Source organism: Thalassotalea algicola (assembly GCF_012932965.1).
GTDB classification, from domain to species: Bacteria; Pseudomonadota; Gammaproteobacteria; order Enterobacterales; family Alteromonadaceae; genus Thalassotalea_F; species Thalassotalea_F algicola.
This window is the reverse complement of the sequence record NZ_JABBXH010000002.1, coordinates 204918-228020: the sequence shown is the minus strand read 5'-3', so window position 1 is coordinate 228020 and position 23103 is coordinate 204918. Positions and strand designations below refer to the sequence as shown.

The 23103-nt window shown below is 39.6% G+C and carries 23 protein-coding genes and 1 pseudogene; 18 read left to right on the top strand and 6 right to left on the bottom strand.

Annotated features, from left to right (window positions below; all coding sequences use genetic code 11):
• Position 1 precedes the first annotated feature (1 nt).
• Complete coding sequence (gene lolD, locus HII17_RS05605; RefSeq protein WP_169074383.1) at positions 2 to 694, bottom strand: lipoprotein-releasing ABC transporter ATP-binding protein LolD; 693 nt, start codon at positions 692 to 694, stop codon at positions 2 to 4.
• Entirely contained in the window at positions 687 to 1904 is a 1218-nt protein-coding gene (locus HII17_RS05600; RefSeq protein WP_169074382.1) for a lipoprotein-releasing ABC transporter permease subunit, read from the bottom strand. Before HII17_RS05600 ends, lolD begins: the two co-directional genes overlap by 8 nt.
• A gap of 236 nt (positions 1905 to 2140) precedes the next feature.
• Here HII17_RS05600 and HII17_RS05595 point away from each other — a divergent pair, with 236 nt between their 5' ends.
• Entirely contained in the window at positions 2141 to 2740 is a 600-nt protein-coding gene (locus HII17_RS05595) for a PilZ domain-containing protein (RefSeq protein WP_169074381.1), read from the top strand.
• A gap of 83 nt (positions 2741 to 2823) precedes the next feature.
• Here HII17_RS05595 and HII17_RS05590 read toward each other — a convergent pair whose 3' ends face one another.
• Positions 2824 to 3981, bottom strand: a complete 1158-nt coding sequence (locus HII17_RS05590; RefSeq protein ID WP_169074380.1) for a methyl-accepting chemotaxis protein — start codon at positions 3979 to 3981, stop codon at positions 2824 to 2826.
• A gap of 137 nt (positions 3982 to 4118) precedes the next feature.
• On the opposite strand from HII17_RS05590, the gene HII17_RS05585 reads away from it, so the two are divergent.
• Complete coding sequence (locus HII17_RS05585) at positions 4119 to 4286, top strand: DUF2897 family protein (protein WP_169074379.1); 168 nt, start codon at positions 4119 to 4121, stop codon at positions 4284 to 4286.
• Positions 4287 to 4303: 17 nt separating this feature from the next.
• Here HII17_RS05585 and ppiC read toward each other — a convergent pair whose 3' ends face one another.
• Positions 4304 to 4582 (bottom strand): peptidylprolyl isomerase PpiC, encoded by a 279-nt coding sequence (gene ppiC / locus HII17_RS05580; protein ID WP_169074378.1) that lies wholly within the window; start codon positions 4580 to 4582, stop codon positions 4304 to 4306.
• 217 nt (positions 4583 to 4799) lie between these two features.
• On the opposite strand from ppiC, the gene HII17_RS05575 reads away from it, so the two are divergent.
• Positions 4800 to 5270 carry a hypothetical protein gene (locus HII17_RS05575; protein WP_169074377.1) on the top strand — a complete coding sequence of 157 codons (471 nt, stop codon included), beginning with the start codon at positions 4800 to 4802 and terminating at the stop codon, positions 5268 to 5270.
• A 98-nt stretch (positions 5271 to 5368) separates the two neighbouring features.
• On the opposite strand, the gene HII17_RS05570 is transcribed toward HII17_RS05575, so the two are convergent.
• Together HII17_RS05570 and HII17_RS05565 are read right to left on the bottom strand one after the other, a co-directional pair.
• The gene (locus HII17_RS05570; RefSeq protein WP_169074376.1) at positions 5369 to 7759 is read right to left on the bottom strand and encodes a Lon protease family protein; all 2391 of its coding nucleotides are present in this window, start codon (positions 7757 to 7759) and stop codon (positions 5369 to 5371) included.
• A gap of 100 nt (positions 7760 to 7859) precedes the next feature.
• Entirely contained in the window at positions 7860 to 8342 is a 483-nt protein-coding gene (locus tag HII17_RS05565; protein WP_169074375.1) for a zinc ribbon-containing protein, read from the bottom strand.
• Between the two features lie 231 nt (positions 8343 to 8573).
• Here HII17_RS05565 and leuS point away from each other — a divergent pair, with 231 nt between their 5' ends.
• The 15 genes and pseudogenes from leuS to HII17_RS05490 all read left to right on the top strand — a co-directional run.
• The gene (leuS, locus tag HII17_RS05560; protein ID WP_169074374.1) at positions 8574 to 11153 is read left to right on the top strand and encodes a leucine--tRNA ligase; all 2580 of its coding nucleotides are present in this window, start codon (positions 8574 to 8576) and stop codon (positions 11151 to 11153) included.
• A gap of 19 nt (positions 11154 to 11172) precedes the next feature.
• Positions 11173 to 11679, top strand: coding sequence for an LPS-assembly lipoprotein LptE (locus tag HII17_RS05555; protein WP_169074373.1), 507 nt, complete (start codon positions 11173 to 11175; stop codon positions 11677 to 11679).
• An 11-nt stretch (positions 11680 to 11690) separates the two neighbouring features.
• Positions 11691 to 12728 carry a DNA polymerase III subunit delta gene (gene holA / locus HII17_RS05550; protein ID WP_169074372.1) on the top strand — a complete coding sequence of 346 codons (1038 nt, stop codon included), beginning with the start codon at positions 11691 to 11693 and terminating at the stop codon, positions 12726 to 12728.
• 15 nt (positions 12729 to 12743) lie between these two features.
• On the top strand, positions 12744 to 13388 hold the full coding sequence (gene nadD / locus HII17_RS05545) for a nicotinate-nucleotide adenylyltransferase (protein WP_169074371.1): 645 nt from the start codon (positions 12744 to 12746) through the stop codon (positions 13386 to 13388).
• A gap of 86 nt (positions 13389 to 13474) precedes the next feature.
• On the top strand, positions 13475 to 13795 hold the full coding sequence (gene rsfS, locus HII17_RS05540) for a ribosome silencing factor (RefSeq protein ID WP_169074926.1): 321 nt from the start codon (positions 13475 to 13477) through the stop codon (positions 13793 to 13795).
• Between the two features lie 22 nt (positions 13796 to 13817).
• A complete protein-coding gene (rlmH, locus tag HII17_RS05535) occupies positions 13818 to 14288 on the top strand; it encodes a 23S rRNA (pseudouridine(1915)-N(3))-methyltransferase RlmH (RefSeq protein ID WP_169074370.1) in 471 nt (156 codons plus the stop codon).
• 10 nt (positions 14289 to 14298) lie between these two features.
• Positions 14299 to 16278, top strand: coding sequence for a penicillin-binding protein 2 (gene mrdA, locus HII17_RS05530; protein WP_169074369.1), 1980 nt, complete (start codon positions 14299 to 14301; stop codon positions 16276 to 16278).
• Positions 16278 to 17396 (top strand): rod shape-determining protein RodA, encoded by a 1119-nt coding sequence (gene rodA / locus HII17_RS05525; RefSeq protein WP_169074368.1) that lies wholly within the window; start codon positions 16278 to 16280, stop codon positions 17394 to 17396. Before mrdA ends, rodA begins: the two co-directional genes overlap by 1 nt.
• A gap of 3 nt (positions 17397 to 17399) precedes the next feature.
• A complete protein-coding gene (locus HII17_RS05520) occupies positions 17400 to 18239 on the top strand; it encodes a septal ring lytic transglycosylase RlpA family protein (protein WP_169074367.1) in 840 nt (279 codons plus the stop codon).
• A gap of 133 nt (positions 18240 to 18372) precedes the next feature.
• Positions 18373 to 19560, top strand: a complete 1188-nt coding sequence (locus tag HII17_RS05515) for a serine hydrolase (protein ID WP_169074366.1) — start codon at positions 18373 to 18375, stop codon at positions 19558 to 19560.
• A 14-nt stretch (positions 19561 to 19574) separates the two neighbouring features.
• A complete protein-coding gene (locus HII17_RS05510; RefSeq protein ID WP_169074365.1) occupies positions 19575 to 20432 on the top strand; it encodes a D-amino acid aminotransferase in 858 nt (285 codons plus the stop codon).
• Between the two features lie 9 nt (positions 20433 to 20441).
• Positions 20442 to 20705, top strand: coding sequence for a DUF493 family protein YbeD (ybeD, locus tag HII17_RS05505; RefSeq protein ID WP_169074364.1), 264 nt, complete (start codon positions 20442 to 20444; stop codon positions 20703 to 20705).
• 131 nt (positions 20706 to 20836) lie between these two features.
• A complete protein-coding gene (gene lipB / locus HII17_RS05500; RefSeq protein ID WP_211185296.1) occupies positions 20837 to 21460 on the top strand; it encodes a lipoyl(octanoyl) transferase LipB in 624 nt (207 codons plus the stop codon).
• Positions 21450 to 22418 carry a lipoyl synthase gene (gene lipA / locus HII17_RS05495; RefSeq protein WP_169074363.1) on the top strand — a complete coding sequence of 323 codons (969 nt, stop codon included), beginning with the start codon at positions 21450 to 21452 and terminating at the stop codon, positions 22416 to 22418. Before lipB ends, lipA begins: the two co-directional genes overlap by 11 nt.
• A gap of 145 nt (positions 22419 to 22563) precedes the next feature.
• Positions 22564 to 23076: pseudogene (locus tag HII17_RS05490) on the top strand (redoxin family protein); the annotation flags it as partial.
• Positions 23077 to 23103 lie beyond the last annotated feature (27 nt).

The following is a 23103-nucleotide window of genomic DNA, read 5'->3' as shown; positions in this document are numbered from 1 at the left end:
CCTACTTAACTTCGGCCACTAAAGGTGCCAACTTGCCATGGTCCAATCGCAACTGTCGATCCATCTTAGCTGCCAAAGATAAATCGTGCGTTACGACAACAAAACTAATGTTCAACGACTCATTAAGCGATTTAATTAATTGATAGATTTGCTGTGCGGTGTCAAAGTCGAGATTTCCAGTTGGTTCGTCAGCTAAAACTAAGGCAGGATTTGTCACTAATGCTCTAGCTATTGCGACACGTTGACGCTCGCCACCAGAAAGTTCTGACGGACGATGAGAAATTCGATGCGTTAGTCCGACTTTTTCCAACATCGCTTTTGCTTTGTCTTGCGCTACTTTTGCCGACTCTCCTGCAATCATCAAGGGCATCGCTACATTTTCAAGGGCAGAGAACTCCATCATTAAGTGATGAAACTGGTATATAAAACCGACATTTTGGTTGCGAAATTTAGCTTTTTCTTTATCTGAAAGTGAAAATAGATCGGTACCTTGAATTAAGACCTGACCTTTCGAAGGGATATCAAGACCTCCAGCTAGATGTAAAAACGTACTTTTACCACAGCCAGAGCTGCCAACAATAGCCAATAGCTCGCCGCGTTTAACGTCTAACTCCAAATCAGATAACACAGGTGTTTCATTTTTTCCCTGCTGATATGACTTGGCCAAGTTGATACATTGTAAAACACTACTCATTTCTTAACACCTCAGCAGGTAATGTTGCAGCAGCTCTATAAGCAGGGTAAAGCGTTGCAAGAAAGCTCATACTAAATGCGGAAAGTACAATTAACATTACGTCCTGCCACGCCAATTGTATAGGTAACGCTTGGCTACTATAGCCAGCACCAAAAATATTAATACCGAGCAGCTCTAAACCTGGGTTTAAGCCAATGGTTAGTAGTAAACCAGTGACTGTACCTAACGCTACCCCCCAAGTACCATTTATCATGCCTTGGGTAATAAATATTTGTAAGATACCACCACGATTCATGCCCATGGTCTGTAAAATACTGATCTCGCCTTGTTTTTCATTTACCACCATCACTAAGGCAGAAACGATATTAAATGCGGCTACTGCAACGATTAAGCTTAGCATTAACCACATCATGTTCTTTTCCATTTTTACCGCAGAAAACAACGCCCCTTGAGATTGTTGCCAAGTGGTTAATTCGGTGTTCGGCAACAACTTTCTGAGCTCGGCTTCAGTTTGTTCAATATCAAACGCATCGGCTAAATACACGCGATACTGTGATATTGCCCCTTGCTTCTTACGCATTAGTTTTTGGCTATCGGTATAACTTAAATACACCAAACCATCGTCGATTTGTGAGCCGACATTAAAAATTCCAGCAACAGTGAACGAACGCTGCATTGGTATGCGCCCCATCGGGGTAAATAAAGTACGATTGGGTAAAATAAGACGAATGGTATCACCGAGTGAAACATTTAATTTTCGCGCTAACGCTCGGCCAATTACGGCCTGATATTTATTTGTCGTTAATGCGGCTAACTCGCCTGCCACCATGTTTTTTTGAACAATAGAGCTTTGTTCTAGTTCAGGGTTAATACCTTGTAATAGCACACCAGACATCGCTGACCGCGACTGCACAAGGGCTTCGATTTGTTCGAAAGGGGTAAACTTTGTCACTTGAGGTAATTTTGAAACGGTTGAATTCAACTGCGTAAATTCTTGATCACTTTCAATAATAATATGTGGCACTAGACCTAAGATACGTTTTTTAAGCTCGCCTTCAAATCCATTCATCACTGATGACACGGTAATTAATGAGGCAACACCTAATAGAATGCCAACAATTGAAAAAAAGGTAATAAACGAAACAAAACCAGTGCGACTGCGGCTTTGACTATATCTAAGGCCAATAAAAAAGTTAACGGGCTGAAACATAAGGAAAGCCGATGTAATTAATGGATATTAGTGGATGACATAAACTTGTTGGAGCATAGCATAGCCAGTAACCGCCACACTAGCTTAATTCGTTGAAAAGCTGACATTAAATACTTCAGAGACAACTCCTTTAGGTTGAAATTTACAAAATTCTAAACAGGAATATTAATCAGCCTCTAGCACCTTATAATGATTTATTAGATACTTAGGCGAATTACGAGTAACAAGGCTAGCACATGAGCGAAAACGATCTGCAAACTAAATTGCAACAATTTGATGAATTCTTTTCGATTGAGCACAATTTTAATATCAATTTACGCACGATTGCCGATCAAGAAATTACCAGTCACGACTCATTTCTCGCGAGTATGCCTCTACCTTTTAAAATGGCGAGTGATATTGTCACGTTAGATCAAGCGGCATTGCGCCCAATTCAAAGCCTAAGTGGCGTTGCCTCTCAATTAACGGATTTCTTAAATCATCAAGCGCATAAAATTGACTTATTAGTTGGCTATATTTTGAGTCAGCAAGACGAAGAAACAATGCGTTATCAAGGGAATCGCTTTGGTGGCGGTGGCGTAGTTTTTTCTAGCGATAAAACATTTACGATTGGTCAACGCCTTGAAATGAAAATATTTCTCTTGGAAGAAAACTGTGCGGTATTTTGTATTGGTGAGCTCGTTGAATGCCAAGATGTTGATACTGGCTTTAACTATAAAGTAGTGTTCGAACATATTCGTGAAGAAGACCAAGAAACACTTGTTCGCCATAGTTTGCATCAACAATCTAGACAACTTCAAGCCTTAGCGCAAAAGCGAAGAGACGAAAGAGAATAACTTACACCTATCGTTTATCGTGTCATGGAATAAAAAAGGAGCTCTTAAGCTCCTTTTTTATGGCAGTTGCTAACTGGTGCTAATTAAACACATACTTTATTTAGCGTTTTATCAACTTCAGCGGATGTTACCTTTTGCTGTTCTGCGTGCTCTGCCACAGAAGCTAAACCTGACGTAATATCTCGGCTTAACGCTACCACAGTAGTCATATTGTCATTAATTGAAGATGTCGATAAACGCTGTTCATCGGTACCGCTAGCAATTTGCGACGTTAAATTATCAACGTCAGCAAAAGCATCTCCTACTTGGTCAAGCGCTTCAACTACTTGCTGAGAATGACTTAAGCTTTCCTGCGTTAACTCTTGACCTCTGGCTATCGCACTTACCGCGTTATTGGATTTCTCCTGTAACCCTTCAACCATAGATTGAATCTCAACTGTTGACTCTTGAGTACGATGTGCAAGTGCACGAACTTCGTCGGCAACAACAGCGAAACCACGCCCCTGTTCGCCAGCTCGTGCTGCTTCAATTGCCGCATTTAGCGCTAATAAGTTCGTTTGTTCTGCGATACCGCGAATTACATCTAATACAGAGCCAATACGAGAACATTCTTCTTGAAGTAATGCTAGGTCATCTGCCATGCTATTAACTTCTTTGGTGACCGACTCTATTGTAATTTGGCTGGTGTTTGAAGACGAAGTTCCTTGCGCCAATATCTCCATGACCTTGCTTGTCGTTTCGCTGACTTGCTCTGCACTTTCTGACAAGATGGTTGACGTTTCAGCGACCTGGTTGATCGAATTCGCCATTAACTCGATTTGATTTGAAGACTCATCAACCGCATTAACTGACTCCCCCATTTGGGAGGCTAATTGTGTAGATCCCTGACTTAGCATTTCAGATTCTGCTCTAATTTCTTCAACTACATCACCTAGATTTGAAATAAAGGCGCTAAGCTCATTAGTGATTTGAGCTAAATCGTCACTAGATTCATCAACTAACGGCCCGTCAGGAGCTTTCTCCGTACTCACTACTAGCGATAAATATTCTTGCAATACCTCTAAGCGTTTAGTTAACTGCATTTGCGAGAAAACAAATCCAGCCACCAGTTGCACAACAACCATAGCAAACATCACGCTTACTAACCCAAATCCAACACCCATTACTGCCGCAGCAATAATAAAAACTAACCCAACCGCCGCAACCGGCAACAACAATTTAGTGTTAAGTTTATTTAACATAGTAACTATCCAGTTTATTTTTTTAGTTAAGGCAAGCGCCTTTTGTTTAATAGTTAATAACTGATACCAAGTTACCTACAAATCAGTTATTTTGCTATTAGAAATTTATATTACGAATAGGTTTAGTAAAAAATCATATGAATATCAGTCTGATTTTGATCATTGCACTTGCGCTTGGCATTATTGTCAGCGGTATTTTGCTACTAAAACAATCTGCCAAAAAATTTAATTTAACCGATGAACAAAAAGAAAAAATTAAAGCAAGGCAAGCGCAATTAGATAAAGAAGAAAATGAGGACGCATAATTAAGCAAATACAATCATTAACTTCGATAGATGGTTTGAATTAAATGAAAACCGAAGCGCGTTTTTACTGGCCCATGTATTTTTAAGACTTCTTTTTTAAATACCACATCATCAAACGCTTTTACCATTTGACCACGGCGAAACTCGCCCAGATCGCCACCTTTTTTTCCAGATGGACAAGTCGAGTGTTTTTTAGCCAGCTTGCCAAAGTCAGCGCCCTTTTCTAATTGTTGCTTTAACTTTTCCGCTAACTCTTTATGCTTCACCAAAATATGCCTTGCGCATGCTGTCGCCATAAAATAAAACTCCAAAACATAATAATTGCACTATTTTACCCTATTTGAGAATAACCTATAACTAATTCAACCACTTTACTTAGAGAGTTGTGATAAAGTTGCCGCCATTATGTATTTCATAGTAGCGCTTAACTGGGCTTAACGTTTTATATTTACGATCGGTTTGTTGGTCATCTAGCCGACAAAACCAGAATAATGAAGGAGATATATACCCTCTATGTTTACTGCAGAAATGGTGAATACAGCATTACAAACTTGGTGCGACAACGTCGTTAAAGTAGGTAAAATTTACGCTGAAGGTGGCGATGCTAAAGCCTTCTCTGATCAGGTTTTATCTGATCACTACGATTATGATAATGGCCATGTGTTGTTTAAACCGACACTAACTCATGGTCAACAGACTTTCCGACCAACTAAAGAAGGGGCACTCTCCTATTTTGTTGGTGGAAATAGCGAATTTCCAGATGACAATGGCTTTAAATTAAAGCCTTGGGTAAAAGTATGGTTCAGTAAAGAAGATTTTATTTTGCACGGCGATCTTGCAATAGTGCAGTGTAATGTTCACTTTATTGGCTCAGACGATAGCCACATTTTTGTAAACAAAAGCTTTGTTTTTAAAGAATGTGAAGACGGTAGAGTCAGAATTATATTACATCAATCTTCACTACCTTATCAGCCGCAAGCATAAGTTCGCGACTCGATATTTCATCGGCAGTAATACCTACTGCCGATGATTACAACACGAAAACAAAACGTTTTTCCTTCCAGGCAAAGTATTAAATACGACTACTCTTCTTCACCGTGCAGTAAATTAGCGAATGTATTCAATTTATCTAACGCTAAACCATGGATAGACTTTCTCGGGTAACGGCCTGTACGACTTAACTCACCAGCACTTGTCGCCATCAATATTTCTATCGCTTGATCAATACATTCAACTGCATATATATGAAAATTGCCTTGTTTAACTGCGTCAATAACATCTTGCTCTAGCATTAGGTTAATCACGTTAGTTTTAGGAATGATCACACCTTGAGTGCCAGATAAGCCCTTATCTTTACATAAACGATAAAAGCCTTCGATTTTCTCATTTACACCGCCGACTGATTGCACTTCACCGTGCTGATTAATCGAACCAGTAATGGCAATACTTTGATCAATTGGTAGTAGAGTAATCGCTGAAATTAAAGCACAAAGCTCGGCCATAGAAGCGCTATCGCCATCGATATGACCATACGATTGTTCAATCGCTATATTAGCTGAAATAGAGACAGGAAAACCTTGGCCATATTTATGTCCCAAATAACCGGTAAGTAATAAAACACCTTTAGAGTGAATCGATTTACCTAAATCTACTTCTCGCTCAATATCAGTAACACCATTGCTTCCTGCATATACAGTTGCAGTAATACGAGCCGGAGTGCCAAAGACGCTATCACCAATTTCTAGTACAGTAAGGCCATTCACCTTGCCTATATTACTTCCTTCAGTGCTAATAAGTACTTGTCGCTCTTTAATTTCACTTAACCAAGTTTCACTTAAACGTCCAGTTCGACGTTTTTTTGCCGCTAAAGCTAATTTAACAAACTCCGCTGTTACGGTATTTTCTAAACTTTGTTTTTTCCACCAGTACACTGATTCATCGAGCAAATCATTGACCTGAACAATATTGGCAGAAAGTTTATGTTGGTGCTCTGCACGTCGAAGGGCATAGCGCACTAACTCCACAACAGCTTCATCTAAAATTTCAGGGTAATTATGAGTAATCGCACGACGACGAATTAAGTTAGCGTAAGCTTTTAAGCTGTTGTGGTCATTTTCTAAATAACGATCAAAGTCTGCTAACACCCTAAATAACTCAGTAAACTCCTGATCATATTCTTGGAGCATATAATAAACATCAGAGCTCCCCAGTAAGATAACCTTCACATTCAACGGGATCTTCTCTGGCTGCAAACTGTAGCTACCGCCAGTACCTAGTTCTGAATATGGGTTTTCAATGGCCAGTTTTTGAGTTTTAAGCGCTAGTTTCAATCGTGACCATACCAATGGCTGAGTCATTAACTTATCAGCGTCTAAAATAATATAGCCGCCATTTGCTTTATGTAGTGCCCCCGGCCTTATTAAACGATAACTGGTATATGGTGCGCCTTGAAATGACGAGATATCGATATGACCAAACAAATTTTGAAATGTTGGGTTTTGCTCGTAAACAACGGGGCAACCTTGCTCTAATTTACGCTCTACCAACAGGTTTGGTAAAAATTGTTCAACAAGTAGTTTACGATTGTCTTTATCGTTTGTGTTTTCGTTGCTTTCGTCGACTAGTACTTCTAGTACAGTATCCACAACATGTGCTTTTAACTTAGAGAGGTATTTCAATACCCCCAAATTACTCGCAAATTCGTGCTCCATTTCCTTTATCAATGGACGGATACTCTGCGCAGCTGTTTCATATTTGAGTTTACGCAGCTTATCAGACGACTCTCGTTTCCATAGCGGTAATTCGAGTAATTGTTCCGACAATAAATTCTCTAGTGCCGCGAGTAATTTGTAAAATTCAGTACGCTTTTCATCAGGTAAATTGGCAAATTCTTTGTCATTAACGGGTTTACCTTCCACTAAAGGAGAAAAACCTATTTCGCCCGCTTCTTCATACAAAACGACGCTATTGCTTAACGCTGTTTCTTCAACATTTGCAATTGCACCATCGTATTTTTGATTAAATTCACGATCGATTGCCGCTTTTTGCCTTTGGTAGCCAGGATTATCAAAAATTTCTGGAAACAGAGCCAACAACTCATCAATAAAGGTATTAATGCGTGCAACTAATTGTTTGCCATCCCCTGGACTTACATAGAGTTTAAAAGGCGCGTGGTTATCATCAAAGTTATTGATATAGCACCATTCTGGTGGCGTATCTCGTTCAGTGGCTAGCTGGGTTAACATTTGTTTTATTAGAGTCTGACGACCTGTGCCATGCTCGCCCATTGCAAATACATTAAAACCTATGGCTTCCATCGACAAACCAAATTCTAATGCCTCTTTTGCCCTTTCATGACCAACAAATGGCTGACGTTCAATCGCTTCCTCCGAGGAATGACTAAACATAGATTCAGATAACTTAGCGGTAAGCTGAGCGGGTTTTAGCAAGCAGTTAACAGCGGATGAACTCATGCAGATACTCTAATGACAATTGTTATTTTTGTTTAATGTTATTTATTTTAACGTGTATGTCTTTGCTATAGCAAAGGCTAAATCTCAGTCTTTTCGACAGCTAAGGTGACAACGGAACTCGATTAAATTCGTCGTTTCCGCATTGCGGACACTCACCAACTTGAGAGAAATGAGATATGGTTAATACTTCTGAACACTGACAACATGTTAGTTGACCAAAGCCAATAAAGTCACCTTTGCGATAAATACCATCATGCGCAAAGTCATCTGGCAGTTCCGCCCATTCTATTTGTGCTTTGTCTGCGGTCTTAGCAATTGTGTCCCACCATGTTTCATTCAGCAGCCCTAGATAAATAGAGTGTTGAGAATCATCTTGCCATTGCTGAACAAACTCCTTTAAATCGTATTTAAAGTTACTAATGAATTGTGTCACCCTTTCTTGCGATAGACTCTCTGCCGCCCCAACTAACGCTTTTGCTTCTTCAACAATTTCCACTAACTGGTTCACTTCATGGCTTTTTACATCTTCTAGCCAATTATTTAACGATTTATAGACGTCATCAAATGATTTCTTTTCGGTCATATTACTTCCCTTAATTTCAGGCCTTCACTTTGAGTATAGCAACTGCAAATGATTAAAATATAATGGATTAACCGTCATTATTTTCTGCTAGTTGATATTTATCTTTGATTCCCCCGATATAAGCTTGTTGTTACCTTGTTAGATAAGGTATTCTATGCCGAATTTACTGTGCCCTTATTGCGAAAATCGCTTAATTTGGGCTTACTCGTCTAAGTTTTGAGAAATTAGTTGATGGAATCCACCTACAATCCCCAATCGATTGAATCAGAAGTTCAACAATTTTGGACTGAAAATAAAACCTTTAAAGCACAAGAAAAGCCAGGAAAAGAAAAGTTCTACTGTCTTTCAATGTTTCCTTACCCTAGTGGTAAATTACACATGGGTCATGTGCGTAACTATAGCCTTGGTGACGTGATTTCACGTTATCAACGCATGCAAGGCAAAAATGTGCTGCAACCTATGGGTTGGGATTCTTTTGGTTTACCAGCGGAAAACGCGGCAATTAAGAATAACTCTGCCCCGGCAAAATGGACCTACCAAAACATCGACTACATGCGTAACCAACTAAAGTCATTAGGTTTTGGTTATGACTGGGATCGTGAATTCGCGACTTGTACAAAAGAATATTACCGTTGGGAACAATGGTTCTTCACTAAACTATATGAAAAGGGTTTAGTGTATAAAAAGAATGCTACCGTTAACTGGGATCCTGTCGATCAAACTGTACTAGCAAATGAGCAAGTAATTGATGGCCGCGGCTGGCGTTCAGGAGCAGTCGTCGAGCGTAAAGAAATCCCACAGTGGTTTATTAAAATTACAGACTATGCAGAAGAGTTACTTAATGATTTAGATCAGCTAGAAGGCTGGCCTGAACAAGTAAAAACTATGCAACGCAACTGGATCGGCCGCTCTGAAGGTGTAGAAATGACCTTCGTTGTTGATGGCAGTGAAGAAAGCTTTGATGTTTATACTACCCGCCCAGACACAGTTATGGGTGTTACTTATGTAGCATTAGCAGCTCAACACCCTTTAGCCCTAAAAGCGTCGACAAATAATCCAGCACTTGCTGAGTTTATTGCTGAATGTAAAGAAAGCAAATTATCAGAAGCCGATATGGCAACTGCCGAGAAAAAAGGTGTTGATACTGGTCTTAAAGCCGTTCACCCAATTACTGGTGAGTTAGTACCTGTTTGGGCTGCCAATTTTGTGCTGATGGACTACGGTTCTGGTGCTGTTATGTCAGTACCTGGTCACGACCAACGTGATTTTGAATTTGCGACAAAATACGATTTAACAATTAAGCAAGTTATTTCAGGCGGCGAAGAAGACGATATTACCAAAGCGGCAATTACCGAAAAGAATTCACTAATTAACTCAGGCGAGTTTGACGGTTTAAGCTTTGATGAAGCCTTTAAAGCCGTCGCTGCAAAACTTGAATCTTTAGGTAAAGGTAAAGTTACTGTTAATTACCGCTTAAGAGATTGGGGCGTATCGCGTCAACGTTACTGGGGCGCACCGATTCCAATGATTAATTTGGAAAATGGTGAATCAGTGCCAGTGCCAGAAGATCAATTACCAGTTGAATTACCAGAAGACGTGGTAATGAATGGTGTAACTTCGCCAATTAAAGACGATCCAGAGTGGGCGAAAACCACCTACAACGGTGAAACAGCATTTCGTGAAACAGACACTTTCGATACCTTTATGGAATCATCGTGGTACTACGCACGATACTGTTCTCCAGAATCTGAAACAGAGATGTTAGACCCTGAAAAAGCAAACTATTGGTTACCGGTAGATCAATATATTGGTGGTATAGAGCACGCTATTTTACATTTACTATACGCTCGATTTTTCCATAAATTACTACGTGATGTAGGTTTAGTTGACTCTGACGAACCATTCAAGAGTTTACTTTGTCAAGGCATGGTATTAGCAGACACATACTACCGTGAAGGTGCAAACGGTAGCCAAGATTGGATTTCACCAACAGATGTTGAAGTTGAGCGTGATGAAAAAGGTAAAGTTACCTTTGCCAAAAGTAAGCTAGATGGTGAACCTGTAATATCTGCAGGCATGAGCAAGATGTCGAAATCTAAAAACAACGGTATCGACCCACAAGCGGTAATTGATCAGTTTGGCGCTGATACGGTTCGCTTATTTATTATGTTTACTTCACCACCAGAGCAAACATTAGAATGGTCAGATTCAGGTGTTGAAGGTGCTCACCGCTTCTTGAAACGTGTATGGAAACTAGCACACGATTTTTCAGAGAAAGCCGACAGCATTGAGCCTAACGCCGTTAACTTTAGCAGCAATCACAAAGCGCTGCGCCGAGAACTTCACAAAACTATTGCAAAAGTAAGTGATGATATTGGTCGCCGTAATACCTTTAATACAGCAATCGCAGCGATTATGGAGCTGATGAATCACTTAGCAAAAGCTAAATTAGACAGCAATGAAGACTTAGTGGTTATGCAAGAAGCTGTTCGCTCGGTTGTGTTAATGCTTGCACCAATCGTTCCTCACTTAAGCCATAAACTTTGGCAAGAAGTAGGTGATGGCTCTTTAGTTGAAGAAGCAGCGTGGCCTGCAGTAGATCAAACAGCATTAGTTGAAGACGAAAAACTGATTATCGTTCAAGTAAACGGTAAGTTAAGAGCTAAAATTACTGTCGCTGCAGATGCAAGCCAAGACAGCGTTGAAGCAAAAGGCTTAGCCGAAGAGAATGTTTCAAAGTTCGTTGAAGGTAAAACCGTACGTAAAGTGATTTATGTACCAGGTAAACTATTAAATATAGTGGCAAACTAATCACACTTAAGGATAATAAATGCGAGTAACCAAGTCGTCTTTAAAAGCTATTTTGCTTATAAGCTGTGCTTTAACGATATCCGCTTGTGGCTTTCGGCTACGTGGCGACTTTTTACTCGCGCCTGAGTTACAAACGTTATACGTTAGCTCAGTAGATAAACACGGTGAGCTTACTCGAGTAGTAAAACAACATTTACGTATCAACCAAGTAAACTTGGTCGATAAATATAGTGTTGAATTACCAGAGTTAAGAATCTTAAAAGATGAGCTTAATCGTCGTACCCTTTCCGTATTTCCAAATGGTCAAGTAGCGGAATACGAGCTCATTTATACCGTTAAGTACGAGCTTAGAATTACCAACCAAGAGCCCGAATCATTTAGCTTTGAACTGTATCGAGACTATCAAGATGATCCCGACCGTGCATTAGCAAAAAGTCGTGAATTATCGCTATTGCTTAGTGAAATGCGCAAAGTAGCCGCAGATAAAATCCTCAGGGATATGGCTAGTATTCAAATTAACGGCTAGTCATCAAGCAAATGCGCATTTACCATAATCAACTTTCATCAACGTTAGCGCAAAATCTTTCCCCTATTTGGCTAATATTTGGTGATGAGCCTTGGCAGAAAAATGATAGCCTTCATCAAATAAAAAACGCTGCAAAGTCACAAGGCTTTGATGAACTGATCCGTTTTAGCATTGATGATAAATTTAGCTGGGATGACTTGATAAACGAATATTGCGCAATGAGCCTTTTTGCCGCTCGTCGTATCATCGAGTTAGAGTTTGTATCAGCCAAAGTAAATGAAGCCGGCGTAAAAGCATTAACCGAAATTACAAAGCAGTTAACACCTGATGTACTTCTACTTTGCCATGGCGGCAAGTTAGATGGCGCAACTACGAACAAAAAGTGGTTTAAAGCGCTTTCAGCCGTTGGTGTTTATTTACCATTGTACGACCTTGATACCAAAGGTTTAGGTATGTGGTTAAATAAACAAATTAGGCAATATCAGCTTAATTTAGATCGTCAATCGATAGACATCATGTTGAGCTTTTTTGAAGGCAATGTGCTTGCCTTAGACCAAGAGCTACAAAAGTTATCTATTTTATATGGTCAACAGGCAATAAACGCTGACACTATTTCTGAATTAGTGATCAATCAATCAAAATTCAACCCTTTTGCCCTTATCGATGCACTACTTTCAGGTAAAACGGATAAATGCCTTTTGATGTTAGATCAAATGCAGCAAGAAGGTGTTCCGGCAGCTAAAATTATTTTCTTTATTAATAAAGAGCTAAACCAATTAAAACAAATGCATACGCAACTGCAACAAGGCAGCAATATCGCCGAGGTATTAAAATTATTCAAAGTATGGGAAAAACGTAAACCGCTTTATCAACATGCGTTAAAAAATGGTAGCCTAGAGAACACGCTAATCGCGTTACATCGAATTGCAGACGTAGACATTATTAGTAAAACAACGTCAGATTTTAGCCCTTTTCAATTGCTTGCTGATGTATGTATTTGCTTATATCAGAGCAGCAAACTAAAACCACTTAGCTTAGACTTTCATTAATATTGTAGATAAAAAATGACCGGAGAAATCAAGTTATATTTTGGGGGTACTTTCGACCCATTTCACAATGGTCATTTAGCGGTTGCTAAGCATGTAACGACGTCTCTAGCTATACCAAATATTACTTTATTGCCGGCACATATTCCTCCTCATAAAGCAACTCCCAAAGTAAGTAGTGAGCACCGTTTGGCCATGTTAAACTCTTTAGCTTCAACAGAGCCGTTTCTGAGTATTGATTGCAGAGAGTTAAACAGAGAAACACCATCATTTACTGTAGATACGTTAGCTGAAATTAAGCGGGAGCTACCGCAATCAGCACTGAACTTTGTAATTGGCATGGATTCTTTAGTAAACCTTCATTTATGGCATAAATGGCAGGAAATATTAACACTCACTAATTTAATTGTTTGTACTCGCCCCGGTATTGAACTTGACGCTCAATACTCTAACCTTAACAGTAATGTTACTCAGTATTTGGTGAATCATATAAACTTAGCAAACAGTGGCCAAATCTATCTACTTCCTCCAATGAATTACGATATTTCATCAACCTTGTTAAAAACCCAATTGGCAAATACTGGCCTAGATCAGATTACTAAATCTCATTTACCTGCGGCTATTGCGCAATATATTTCTGAAACTGGCTTATATCGTAATTAATTAAAGCTATCTTACATTTCTGCGGTTAACGGCTGAAATAAATAATGGTAGTATTGCCAAAGACATTATTGAATAAGGAAAAAACCTTGCAAAGTGAAGCGCTTTCCACTTTCGTTCATGAAAAGATCGATGATTTAAAAGGCCGCGATATTATTACGCTGGACATTCAAAACAAGGCAAGTTTTGCTGACTACATGGTTATCGCATCTGGAAACTCAAACCGACATGTAAAATCAATTGCACAAAATGTTGCGATGGAATGTCGCGCTGAGGGTGTAGAGCCATTGGGCATCGAAGGAAATGATATCGGTGAATGGTCTTTAGTCGATTTAGGCTCAGTGATTGTTCACATTATGACTGATGAACAAAGAGACAAATACCAATTAGAACAACTTTGGGAAGAGTAAATAACCAATAGGCTTATAGACTATGCGATTAACCTTATATGCCGTTGGTAACAAAATGCCCGCTTGGGTTGTGCAAGGCTTTGAAGAGTATGCACGACGATTTCCACGTGATTTAAGTTTCGACTTAGTTGAAATCCCGCCTGGAAAGCGAGGAAAAAATGCTGATATCGCCAGAATTCTCGATAAAGAAGGCGAACTAATGTTGGCGGCAATTCCTAAAGGTAATCGTATCGTCACACTTGAAGTTACAGGTAAACCTTGGGATACCCCAATGTTAGCTAAACAATTAGAACGTTGGCAACACGATAGTAGAGACGTAGCCTTGCTAGTGGGTGGCCCAGAAGGTTTAGCGCCCGCTTGTATAAAAGCTTCAGAGCAAAAGTGGTCGTTATCCCCATTAACCTTGCCACACCCTATGGTAAGAATATTGATTGCAGAAAGCTTATATCGAGCTTGGAGCGTAAACAATAATCATCCTTACCATAGAGAATAATTAAAAATCTATGGCACCTATTAAACGCGTATCGATAAGAAATCACACGGCAGAAGCAAATCTATTTGCTCGCCGAACATTTATCGCCTTTATTGGTGTCGTTGTAATGTTGTTAATATTATTTAGTAACGTTTACAACCTAGAAGTAAACTCTTTCGAAAAGTACCAAACACGCTCGAACAGTAATCGCATTAAACTACTACCTGTTGCACCTAACAGAGGCCAGATTTACGATCGCAATGGCGTGTTATTAGCTGAAAACAAGCCCATTTACAGCTTAGAGGTCATTCCAGAGCAAGTTGAAGATTTGGACACGACAATTGCTGAAGTCAGCGATTTATTGGGTATTAGCAAAGAGAAACAAGAAAAGTTTTTCAAAGCAACGAAAGGAAAGCGACGTTTTAAACCGCTTGAGCTCCATTCAAGATTAAGTGACCAACAGGTTGCACTATTTTCTGTAAATCAGCATAAATATCCTGGGCTGTTTATTGATGCACGCTTAAAACGCTATTATCCATTTGGCGATCTAACTACACATAATCTAGGTTATGTTGCTCGTATTAACCGCAAAGATGCCAATAAGTTAGAAGAACAAGGGAAAACAGAAAACTATGCCGCTACTCGTGAAATAGGAAAACTCGGCTTAGAAAGATATTACGAAGATATTTTACATGGCACCATAGGCCACCAAGAAGTAGAGATAAATAACCAAGGCCGAATTATTCGTACCTTAGACTTTACGCCCCCTACTCCTGGCAAAGATCTAACATTAACGTTAGATATCGAGTTGCAAATGATCGCTAAACGCGCATTAAGTGGCAAACGTGGCGCCGTTGTCGCTATCGATCCTAGAGATGGTGGCGTACTTGCTATGTACTCTAATCCAAGTTATGACGGTAACTTATTTGTCCACGGTATTAGCTCGAAAAATTATAAAAAATTACTATCTTCTAAAGACTTACCGCTAATTAACCGTACAGTTCAAGGCTATCCACCAGCCTCTACGATTAAACCATTTATTGCACTTACGGGCTTAGATAAAGGCGTTATCACCAAAGAAAGTAAGGTGTATGACCCTGGCTTTTTTCAAATACCAAAAGTAGAAAAAAAATATAAGGACATGCGTAAAGGTGGTCATGGTTGGATTAGCCTAACAAGAGCGGTTGAAAAATCTTGTAATGTTTATTTTTATAATCTGGCCTATAAATTAGGCATCGATAACATTAGCGATATGATGGATAAATTTGGCTTTGGTGAATACACAGGTATCGATATCCACGAAGAAAGTCGCGGTATTTTACCAAGTGTTGGTTGGAAAAGAGCTCGTTTTAATCAGCCTTGGTACACAGGGGAAACCATATCCGTTGGTATTGGACAAAGTTATTGGACAGTTACACCGCTGCAACTAGCACAAGCAACATCAATACTCGTCAATAAAGGCGAAGTAAAAACACCACACATGCTTAAAGCAACTTCTCAAACAACTTATGTTCAAGCAGACGACAAAAATATTGTAAAAGTACAAGCACAGCCTTATGAAATAGAAGAGCACCCTCCAATACAACTAACTGAACAAAGTAACTGGCAAATAGTCCTAGATGCAATGCATTCGACAGTGCAAAAACAAGGTGCAACTGGACATAATGCATTTAAAGGTCACCAATATGACGCGGCGGGGAAGACAGGCTCCGCTCAAGTAGCTCGATTAGCTAAAGATGAAAAGTATGACGCCAGTAAGATTCAAGAAAACAAACGAGATAACGCAATGTTCATTTCTTTTGCTCCTTTTGACAAACCCGAGATTGTAGTCGCGGTAGCAATAGAAAATGTAGCTCAAGGCGGTGGAGCGACTAATGCCGCACCTGTTGCTAGACAAATTATGGATCAATATTTTGGTAATCGAGTGATCAAAAGCGAATATAGTTCTACTATGCATCCAGTTCACAATGAACACTTTTCTGAATCTGCATCTCATACTGGAGCTCATTAATGCGTTCAACTGGACATGATCAAGCCAAGAAAAAGGATATCTGGCAAAAACTTCATATTGATTTACCATTGCTTGTCGGTATTTTATGCCTGATGATTCTAGGGCTTTTCGTTGTATATAGTGCAGGTGGGCAAAACGCTGACTTAGTGGTTAGGCAAGGAATACGTTTAGGCATTGCATTAGTCGTCATGTTCTTCGTTGCTCAGATCCCTCCTCGGTACTATTTAAAATGGGCCGTACCTATGTTTGTCGTAGGTCTGGGAATGTTAGTCGCGGTATTACTTGTCGGCACAATGGGTAAAGGTGCACAACGCTGGTTAAACCTAGGTTTCATGCAATTTCAACCATCAGAAGTTATGAAACTAATAGTGCCTATTACTGTTGCTTGGTTTATTAGTCAGCATGACCTTCCAGCCAAACTAGGCAACATTCTTATTGCTTTTATTCTTGTGCTTATTCCCACACTATTAATTGCCAAGCAACCAGATTTAGGTACATCATTGCTTATTGCTAGCTCAGGACTTTTTGTTATATTCCTTGCCGGTGCTAGCTGGAAATTAATTGGTACTTGCGTTGGCTTAGCATCAGCATTCACACCTGTATTTTGGATGTTTTTGATGAAAGATTATCAAAAGCAACGAGTACTCACCTTCTTAAACCCAGAGCAAGATCCATTAGGCTCGGGTTACCACATTATTCAATCAAAAATCGCTATCGGCTCAGGCGGCTTAAACGGTAAAGGATGGCTGCAAGGTACACAGTCTCAATTAGAGTTTTTACCTGAAAGGCATACTGACTTTATTTTTGCTGTTTTCAGTGAAGAATTTGGGCTAGTTGGCGTTTCTTTGCTATTGATTACTTACTTAGCCATAGTCATGCGTGGTTTATGGATTGCAGTAAATGCCCAGCAAGCTTTTGCAAAACTACTCGCAGGCAGCATTACATTAACTTTTTTCGTGTATGTTTTCGTTAATATTGGCATGGTATCAGGCTTATTACCTGTTGTAGGGGTACCGCTACCACTTGTAAGCTATGGTGGAACTTCAATGGTGACATTGATGGCAGGCTTTGGCATGCTAATGGCAATTGGCACACATCGTAGGTTTATAGCTCAATAGCTTATGCGGAATTCAAATTTACTTTTTGTTCTTACTTTATCATTTGTATTAGCAAGTTGTAGCTATAACTCTGGCCGTTACCAGCAGGCTCATGACAGCACTCCTACCCGGCTCCCTACACAAGCAGAGCTTAGAGATCCAATTCCACGATTCGAACCTAAAAGTCGTGGTGGTAACAAGAAACAATATCAAGTGAGAGGTAAAAGTTACCAAGTACTAGACTCAGCACATAACTTTGTGCAAACAGGCATAGCTTCTTGGTATGGTAATAAATTTCACGGGCACCTGACTTCAAATGGCGAAATATACGATATGTACGCGATGAGCGCAGCTCATAAAAACCTACCGTTGCCGACCTATGTAAGAGTTACCAATTTAACGAATCAAAAATCAGTGATTGTACGCGTCAATGATCGTGGGCCATTCCACCAAAGTCGCGTTATCGATTTATCATATAGCGCTGCATACAAACTTGGCATGTTAAAAACCGGTACTGCCCAAGTGAAAATTGAAGCAATTACGCAATTTGATCAACAACTTGATACTCAAAAAATAACAAAACAGAACACCCAAAACGAAAACAAACAAGCAGTAAAACCATCAGCTAAAACACAATCAGCGATATACATACAAGTATTTGCAACTCGAAATGCTGAAGTCGCAGAAAATACGGCAACAGCCTTAGCCAGCCTTTATCAGCAAAATGTAATCTTTCCTGAGAATAATGGCGTGTACCGTGTGCAAATGGGTCCGTTTGATGAGCAGTTTGACACCAGTGAATTGGTTAGCACTTTAAAACGCTCTGGCTATGATTCAGCCTATCGTCGCAAAATATTACATTAAGTCTTTATCTTAGCCAGTTTCCCCGTAGAAAATAGCAACAGTAATGGTATACTGTCGGCAATTTTGTCTGTTGCCTTCGAAAATTGTGCTCGTTTGCAACACTTCTTACAAATTACTAAATTCAAGGAATATTATGTCACGCCCATTAGCTAAATCTTTGGCTAAATCAACTAAGCGTTGGTTGCTATTATTCGGCGCTATTACACTATCTTCGACTGCATTTGCACAATCAATTAGTGTGACGCCAGACGCTCCAGAAATTAACGCCAACGGTTTTATTCTTCTAGATTACACAACTGGTAAAGTTATTGCTGAAGGTAATGCTGACTCTCAGTTGGAGCCTGCTAGCCTAACTAAAATGATGACAAGCTACATCATTGGACGAGAGTTACAAGAAGGCAACATTAAACAAACCGACATGGTGCCAATTAGTGAAAATGCCTGGGCAAAAAACTTCCCTGACTCTTCTAAAATGTTTATCGAAGTAGGCACTGAAGTAAGCGTTGAAGAACTTAATCAAGGTATCGTAGTAGCGTCTGGGAATGATGCATGTGTTGCTATGGCTGAGCATATCGCTGGTAGTGAAGACGCTTTCGCTGACCTAATGAATGCCCATGCGCAGCAGTTAGGTATGAACAGTACTTACTTTGAAAACAGCCATGGATTGCACAGCAAAGAGCATTTTACTACGCCAAGAGACATGGCGACATTAGCAATCGCATTAATACGTGATGTACCTGAAGAATATGCGCTCTACAAACAACGATCTTATACCTACAACGACATTAAGCAATACAACCGTAATAGCTTACTTTGGGATAAAAGTTTAGACGTAGACGGCATCAAAACAGGTTATCATTCAAAAGCAGGTTATAGCCTAGTAACCTCAGCAGTTAAGGGCGGCATGCGCTTAGTGACTGTTGTAATGGGCACGGAAAGTGAACGTGCTCGCAAAGTAGAAAGTAAGAAACTACTCAATTACGGCTTTAGATTTTTCGAAACAATTACCCCGTACCAGGCAGGTGAAACATTTGCTACAGATCGCGTTTGGATGGGTGATGTTAAAGAAGTAAACCTAGGCATACTGTCTAGCACACCAATAACTATTCCACGTGGTCAACGTAAAAAAATTAAAGCTAACTTTGAATTAAGTAAGCAACTGGTAGCGCCATTAGCAAAAGGTGAAGAAGTTGGTACGCTTTACCTAACATTAAATGGTGAAGATATTGCCCAATACCCGCTAGTCACATTGCAAGAAATTAATGAAGGCAGTATGTTCAGTCGCTTAGTCGATTATGTAAAGCTTCAATTCGTTAAATAAATTTAACTCAAACGATGACAAAAACGGTTTATTTAAACGGCGAATATATCGCAAAACAAGATGCCAAAGTCTCAGTATGTGACCGAGGCTTTCTATTTGCAGATAGTATTTATGAAGTTATTCCTGTTTACAATAATGAACCGTTTCGGTTAAAAGAGCACCTCGATAGACTTGAGTTCTGCCTTAGCGCAATTAATTTAGACTCTCCTCACTCCTCGCCTCAATGGCAAGAACTCATAGAACAAGTCATCAACAAAAACGGGGGTGGCCACTTATCTATATACATACAAGTAACACGCGGCTCAGACAAAGAACGTGACCATGTGCTAGATAAGCAAACTCTACCAACAGTGCTTATAATGCCAATGCCACTTTCAACCGAAGTCGCGACACTCAAGGCTATAAAAGTAGCACTGTTAGATGATTTTCGTTGGCAACATTGCGACATAAAGACAACCGCTTTACTTGGAAACATTATCCTCCGTAACCAAGCACAAGATAATGGCTTTGAAGAAGCTATTTTATATCGAGACAATCAAGTAACCGAAGCAACGGCCAGCAATGTTTTTATGGTAAAAGGCAAGGTTATTTACACGCCACCTAAAAATAATTACATATTGGCGGGAATTACTCGCGATCTAATTATTGAATTAGCAGAAAAAGCCTCCATTAAGGTAGTTCAAAGTGCGATAAGTGTTGAGCAATTGTTACAAGCTGACGAAGTTTGGATAAGCAGCTCGTCTCGTGAAATTAGCCCTGTTTATCAGATTAATGATAAAATAATCGCTAATGGTGAGATAGGTGACACAGCGAGAGAAATACATAAGTTATTTCAATCATTTAAGCAATCGCTAGTCAATGGTCAGGCATAGAGAGTAAACATGCAAACGAAATTTGATGAACTTTTAGAGTTCCCAACGGTACTTAACTTTAAAATAATGGGTGTCGCTTGTGACGAATTACCCGATTTAATTGTTGCAGAATTACAAAAGCACACCCCTGGTGATTACTCACCAAAAATAAAACCTAGCTCAAAAGGCAACTATTGGTCAGTGTCAGTTGCAGTAAGAGTTACGAGCAAAGACCATATTGAAAAAATCTATAAAACACTTACGGCAATTGAACAAGTAAGATACGTTCTGTAAGTTTGTGTAAGATCAAATACCCATACTCATCCTCCGGTGATTTAGGTTATTTATTCAGATATAATCCACTCAATTAAATTTTATAGGGTATTCCCTTGAATAATCCGTTAATTATTCGACAACTCGCGCAGATGGACTACACGAAAGTTTGGCATGCTATGCAAGCCTTTACCGATAATCGTGATGAACAAAGCTTGGACGAGTTATGGTTAGTGGAGCACCCTCCAGTTTTTACTCAAGGCCAAGCGGGTAAAGAAGAACACTTACTAATGCCAGGTGATATACCTGTAGTTAAAGTAGATCGTGGTGGTCAGGTAACCTATCACGGTCCAGGCCAGCAAGTAATTTATTTTATGATCAACTTACGACGTCGAAAAATGGGTGTTCGTCAGTTAGTTACTTTAATTGAAAACGGCATAGTCAACTCATTGGCTGATTTCGGCATTAAAGCATATCCAAAGCCAGATGCGCCAGGTGTATATGTTGACGATAAAAAAATAGCATCACTAGGTTTACGTGTTCGCAAGGGCTGCTCGTTCCATGGGTTAGCAATAAACATAAACATGGATATGGAGCCTTTCTTACGTATTAACCCCTGCGGATATGCAGGACTAGAAATGGTGCAAAGTACAGACTTAGCAGGGCCTTCTACCGTAACGCAAGCGGGTGAAAGCTTAGTCAAGCATTTAAGCGAATTACTTGAAGCAAGTGAGCTTCAATACCAAACAGGTTTGGAACAGCAATATGACAATTAAATCTTCCCGAATCGAGGCAGGCACTAAACTTCGTGATGCCGATAAATTAGCGCACATCCCGATCAAAGTAGTCCCTTCTGAGCGAGAAAAAATGCTTAGAAAACCTGAATGGTTGCGAATCAAACTTCCTCGTACAACAGAGAAGATTGATGCAATAAAATCTGGATTACGTAAACATGGTTTACATTCTGTCTGTGAAGAGGCTTCATGCCCTAACCTTTCAGAGTGCTTTAATCACGGTACTGCCACCTTCATGATACTTGGAGATATTTGTACGCGCCGTTGTCCATTTTGTGATGTTGCTCACGGACGTCCTTTAAAACCAAATGCAGAAGAACCTAAAAAACTAGCGTTAACACTAAAAGACATGGCATTGAAATATGTCGTTATTACTTCGGTAGATCGCGACGATTTACGTGATGGTGGTGCTAGTCAGTTTGCTGAATGTGTAAAGGAAATTGCAGAACTTGCACCACACACGAAAGTAGAAATTTTAGTACCAGATTTTCGTGGTCGAATGGACCGCGCATTAGAAGTATTGAATGCTCATCCTCCACATGTATTTAATCATAATATGGAAACTGCACCACGTTTATATACCAAAGCGCGACCTGGTGCTAACTATCAATGGTCATTAGATCTATTGAAAAAGTTTGGTGAAGCAAACCCAGATGTACCAACAAAGTCAGGCTTAATGGTCGGCTTAGGAGAAACCAACGAAGAAATCTTAGAAGTAATGCGTGACCTTCGTGCCCATGGTGTAACTATGCTAACCATAGGACAATATTTGCAGCCGAGTAAAGATCACCTTCCTGTAGAGCGTTACGTTCATCCAGATGAATTTAACATGTTCCATGAAGAAGCAATGAAAATGGGCTTTAAACACGCAGCTTGCGGACCGCTAGTTAGATCTTCTTATCACGCAGATAAGCAAGCAGCAGGAGAAGAAGTTAAATAACTGAATCAGTTTCGTTAAAAAGCCGCTTTTGCGGCTTTTTTTATGGGTATAATTCTATACGCTACTTTATCATTCAATAATGCTTGCTTTATCTCATCTCTTTTCTATTTTTATAAGTAGAATCATTTATTAAAGGAAAGCAGTTATGCCAAACCAAGTTCCACAAGTAGTATTTAGAACGCGAGTTAGAGACGAAAGTATCGGTGGCGACAACCCATTTAAATGGCAAGACGTCACTACTGATGACATTTTTAAAAATAAAAATATCGTAATGTTTTCACTACCTGGAGCATTTACTCCTACCTGCTCAAGTACACATCTTCCTGGCTACGATGAAAAATACGACGAATTAAAAGCACTTGGAGTCGATGAGGTTTATTGCATAAGTGTTAATGATGCCTTCACTATGTATCAATGGGGGTTAAAGCTTGGTGCCAAAAATGTCAAACTATTGCCAGATGGTAATGGCGATTTTACACGCCTCATGGGCATGTTAGTTAAAAAAGAAAATCTAGGTTTTGGTGATAGATCTTGGCGTTACTCAATGCATGTCGTCGATGGAGAAATTAAACAAATGTTTGTCGAAGATGGCTTAATGGATAATTGCCCAACAGATCCTTTTGAAGTCAGTGATGTCGATACTATGAAAGCCTATTTAGCTAAATAGCTTCTATTCCCGAATATT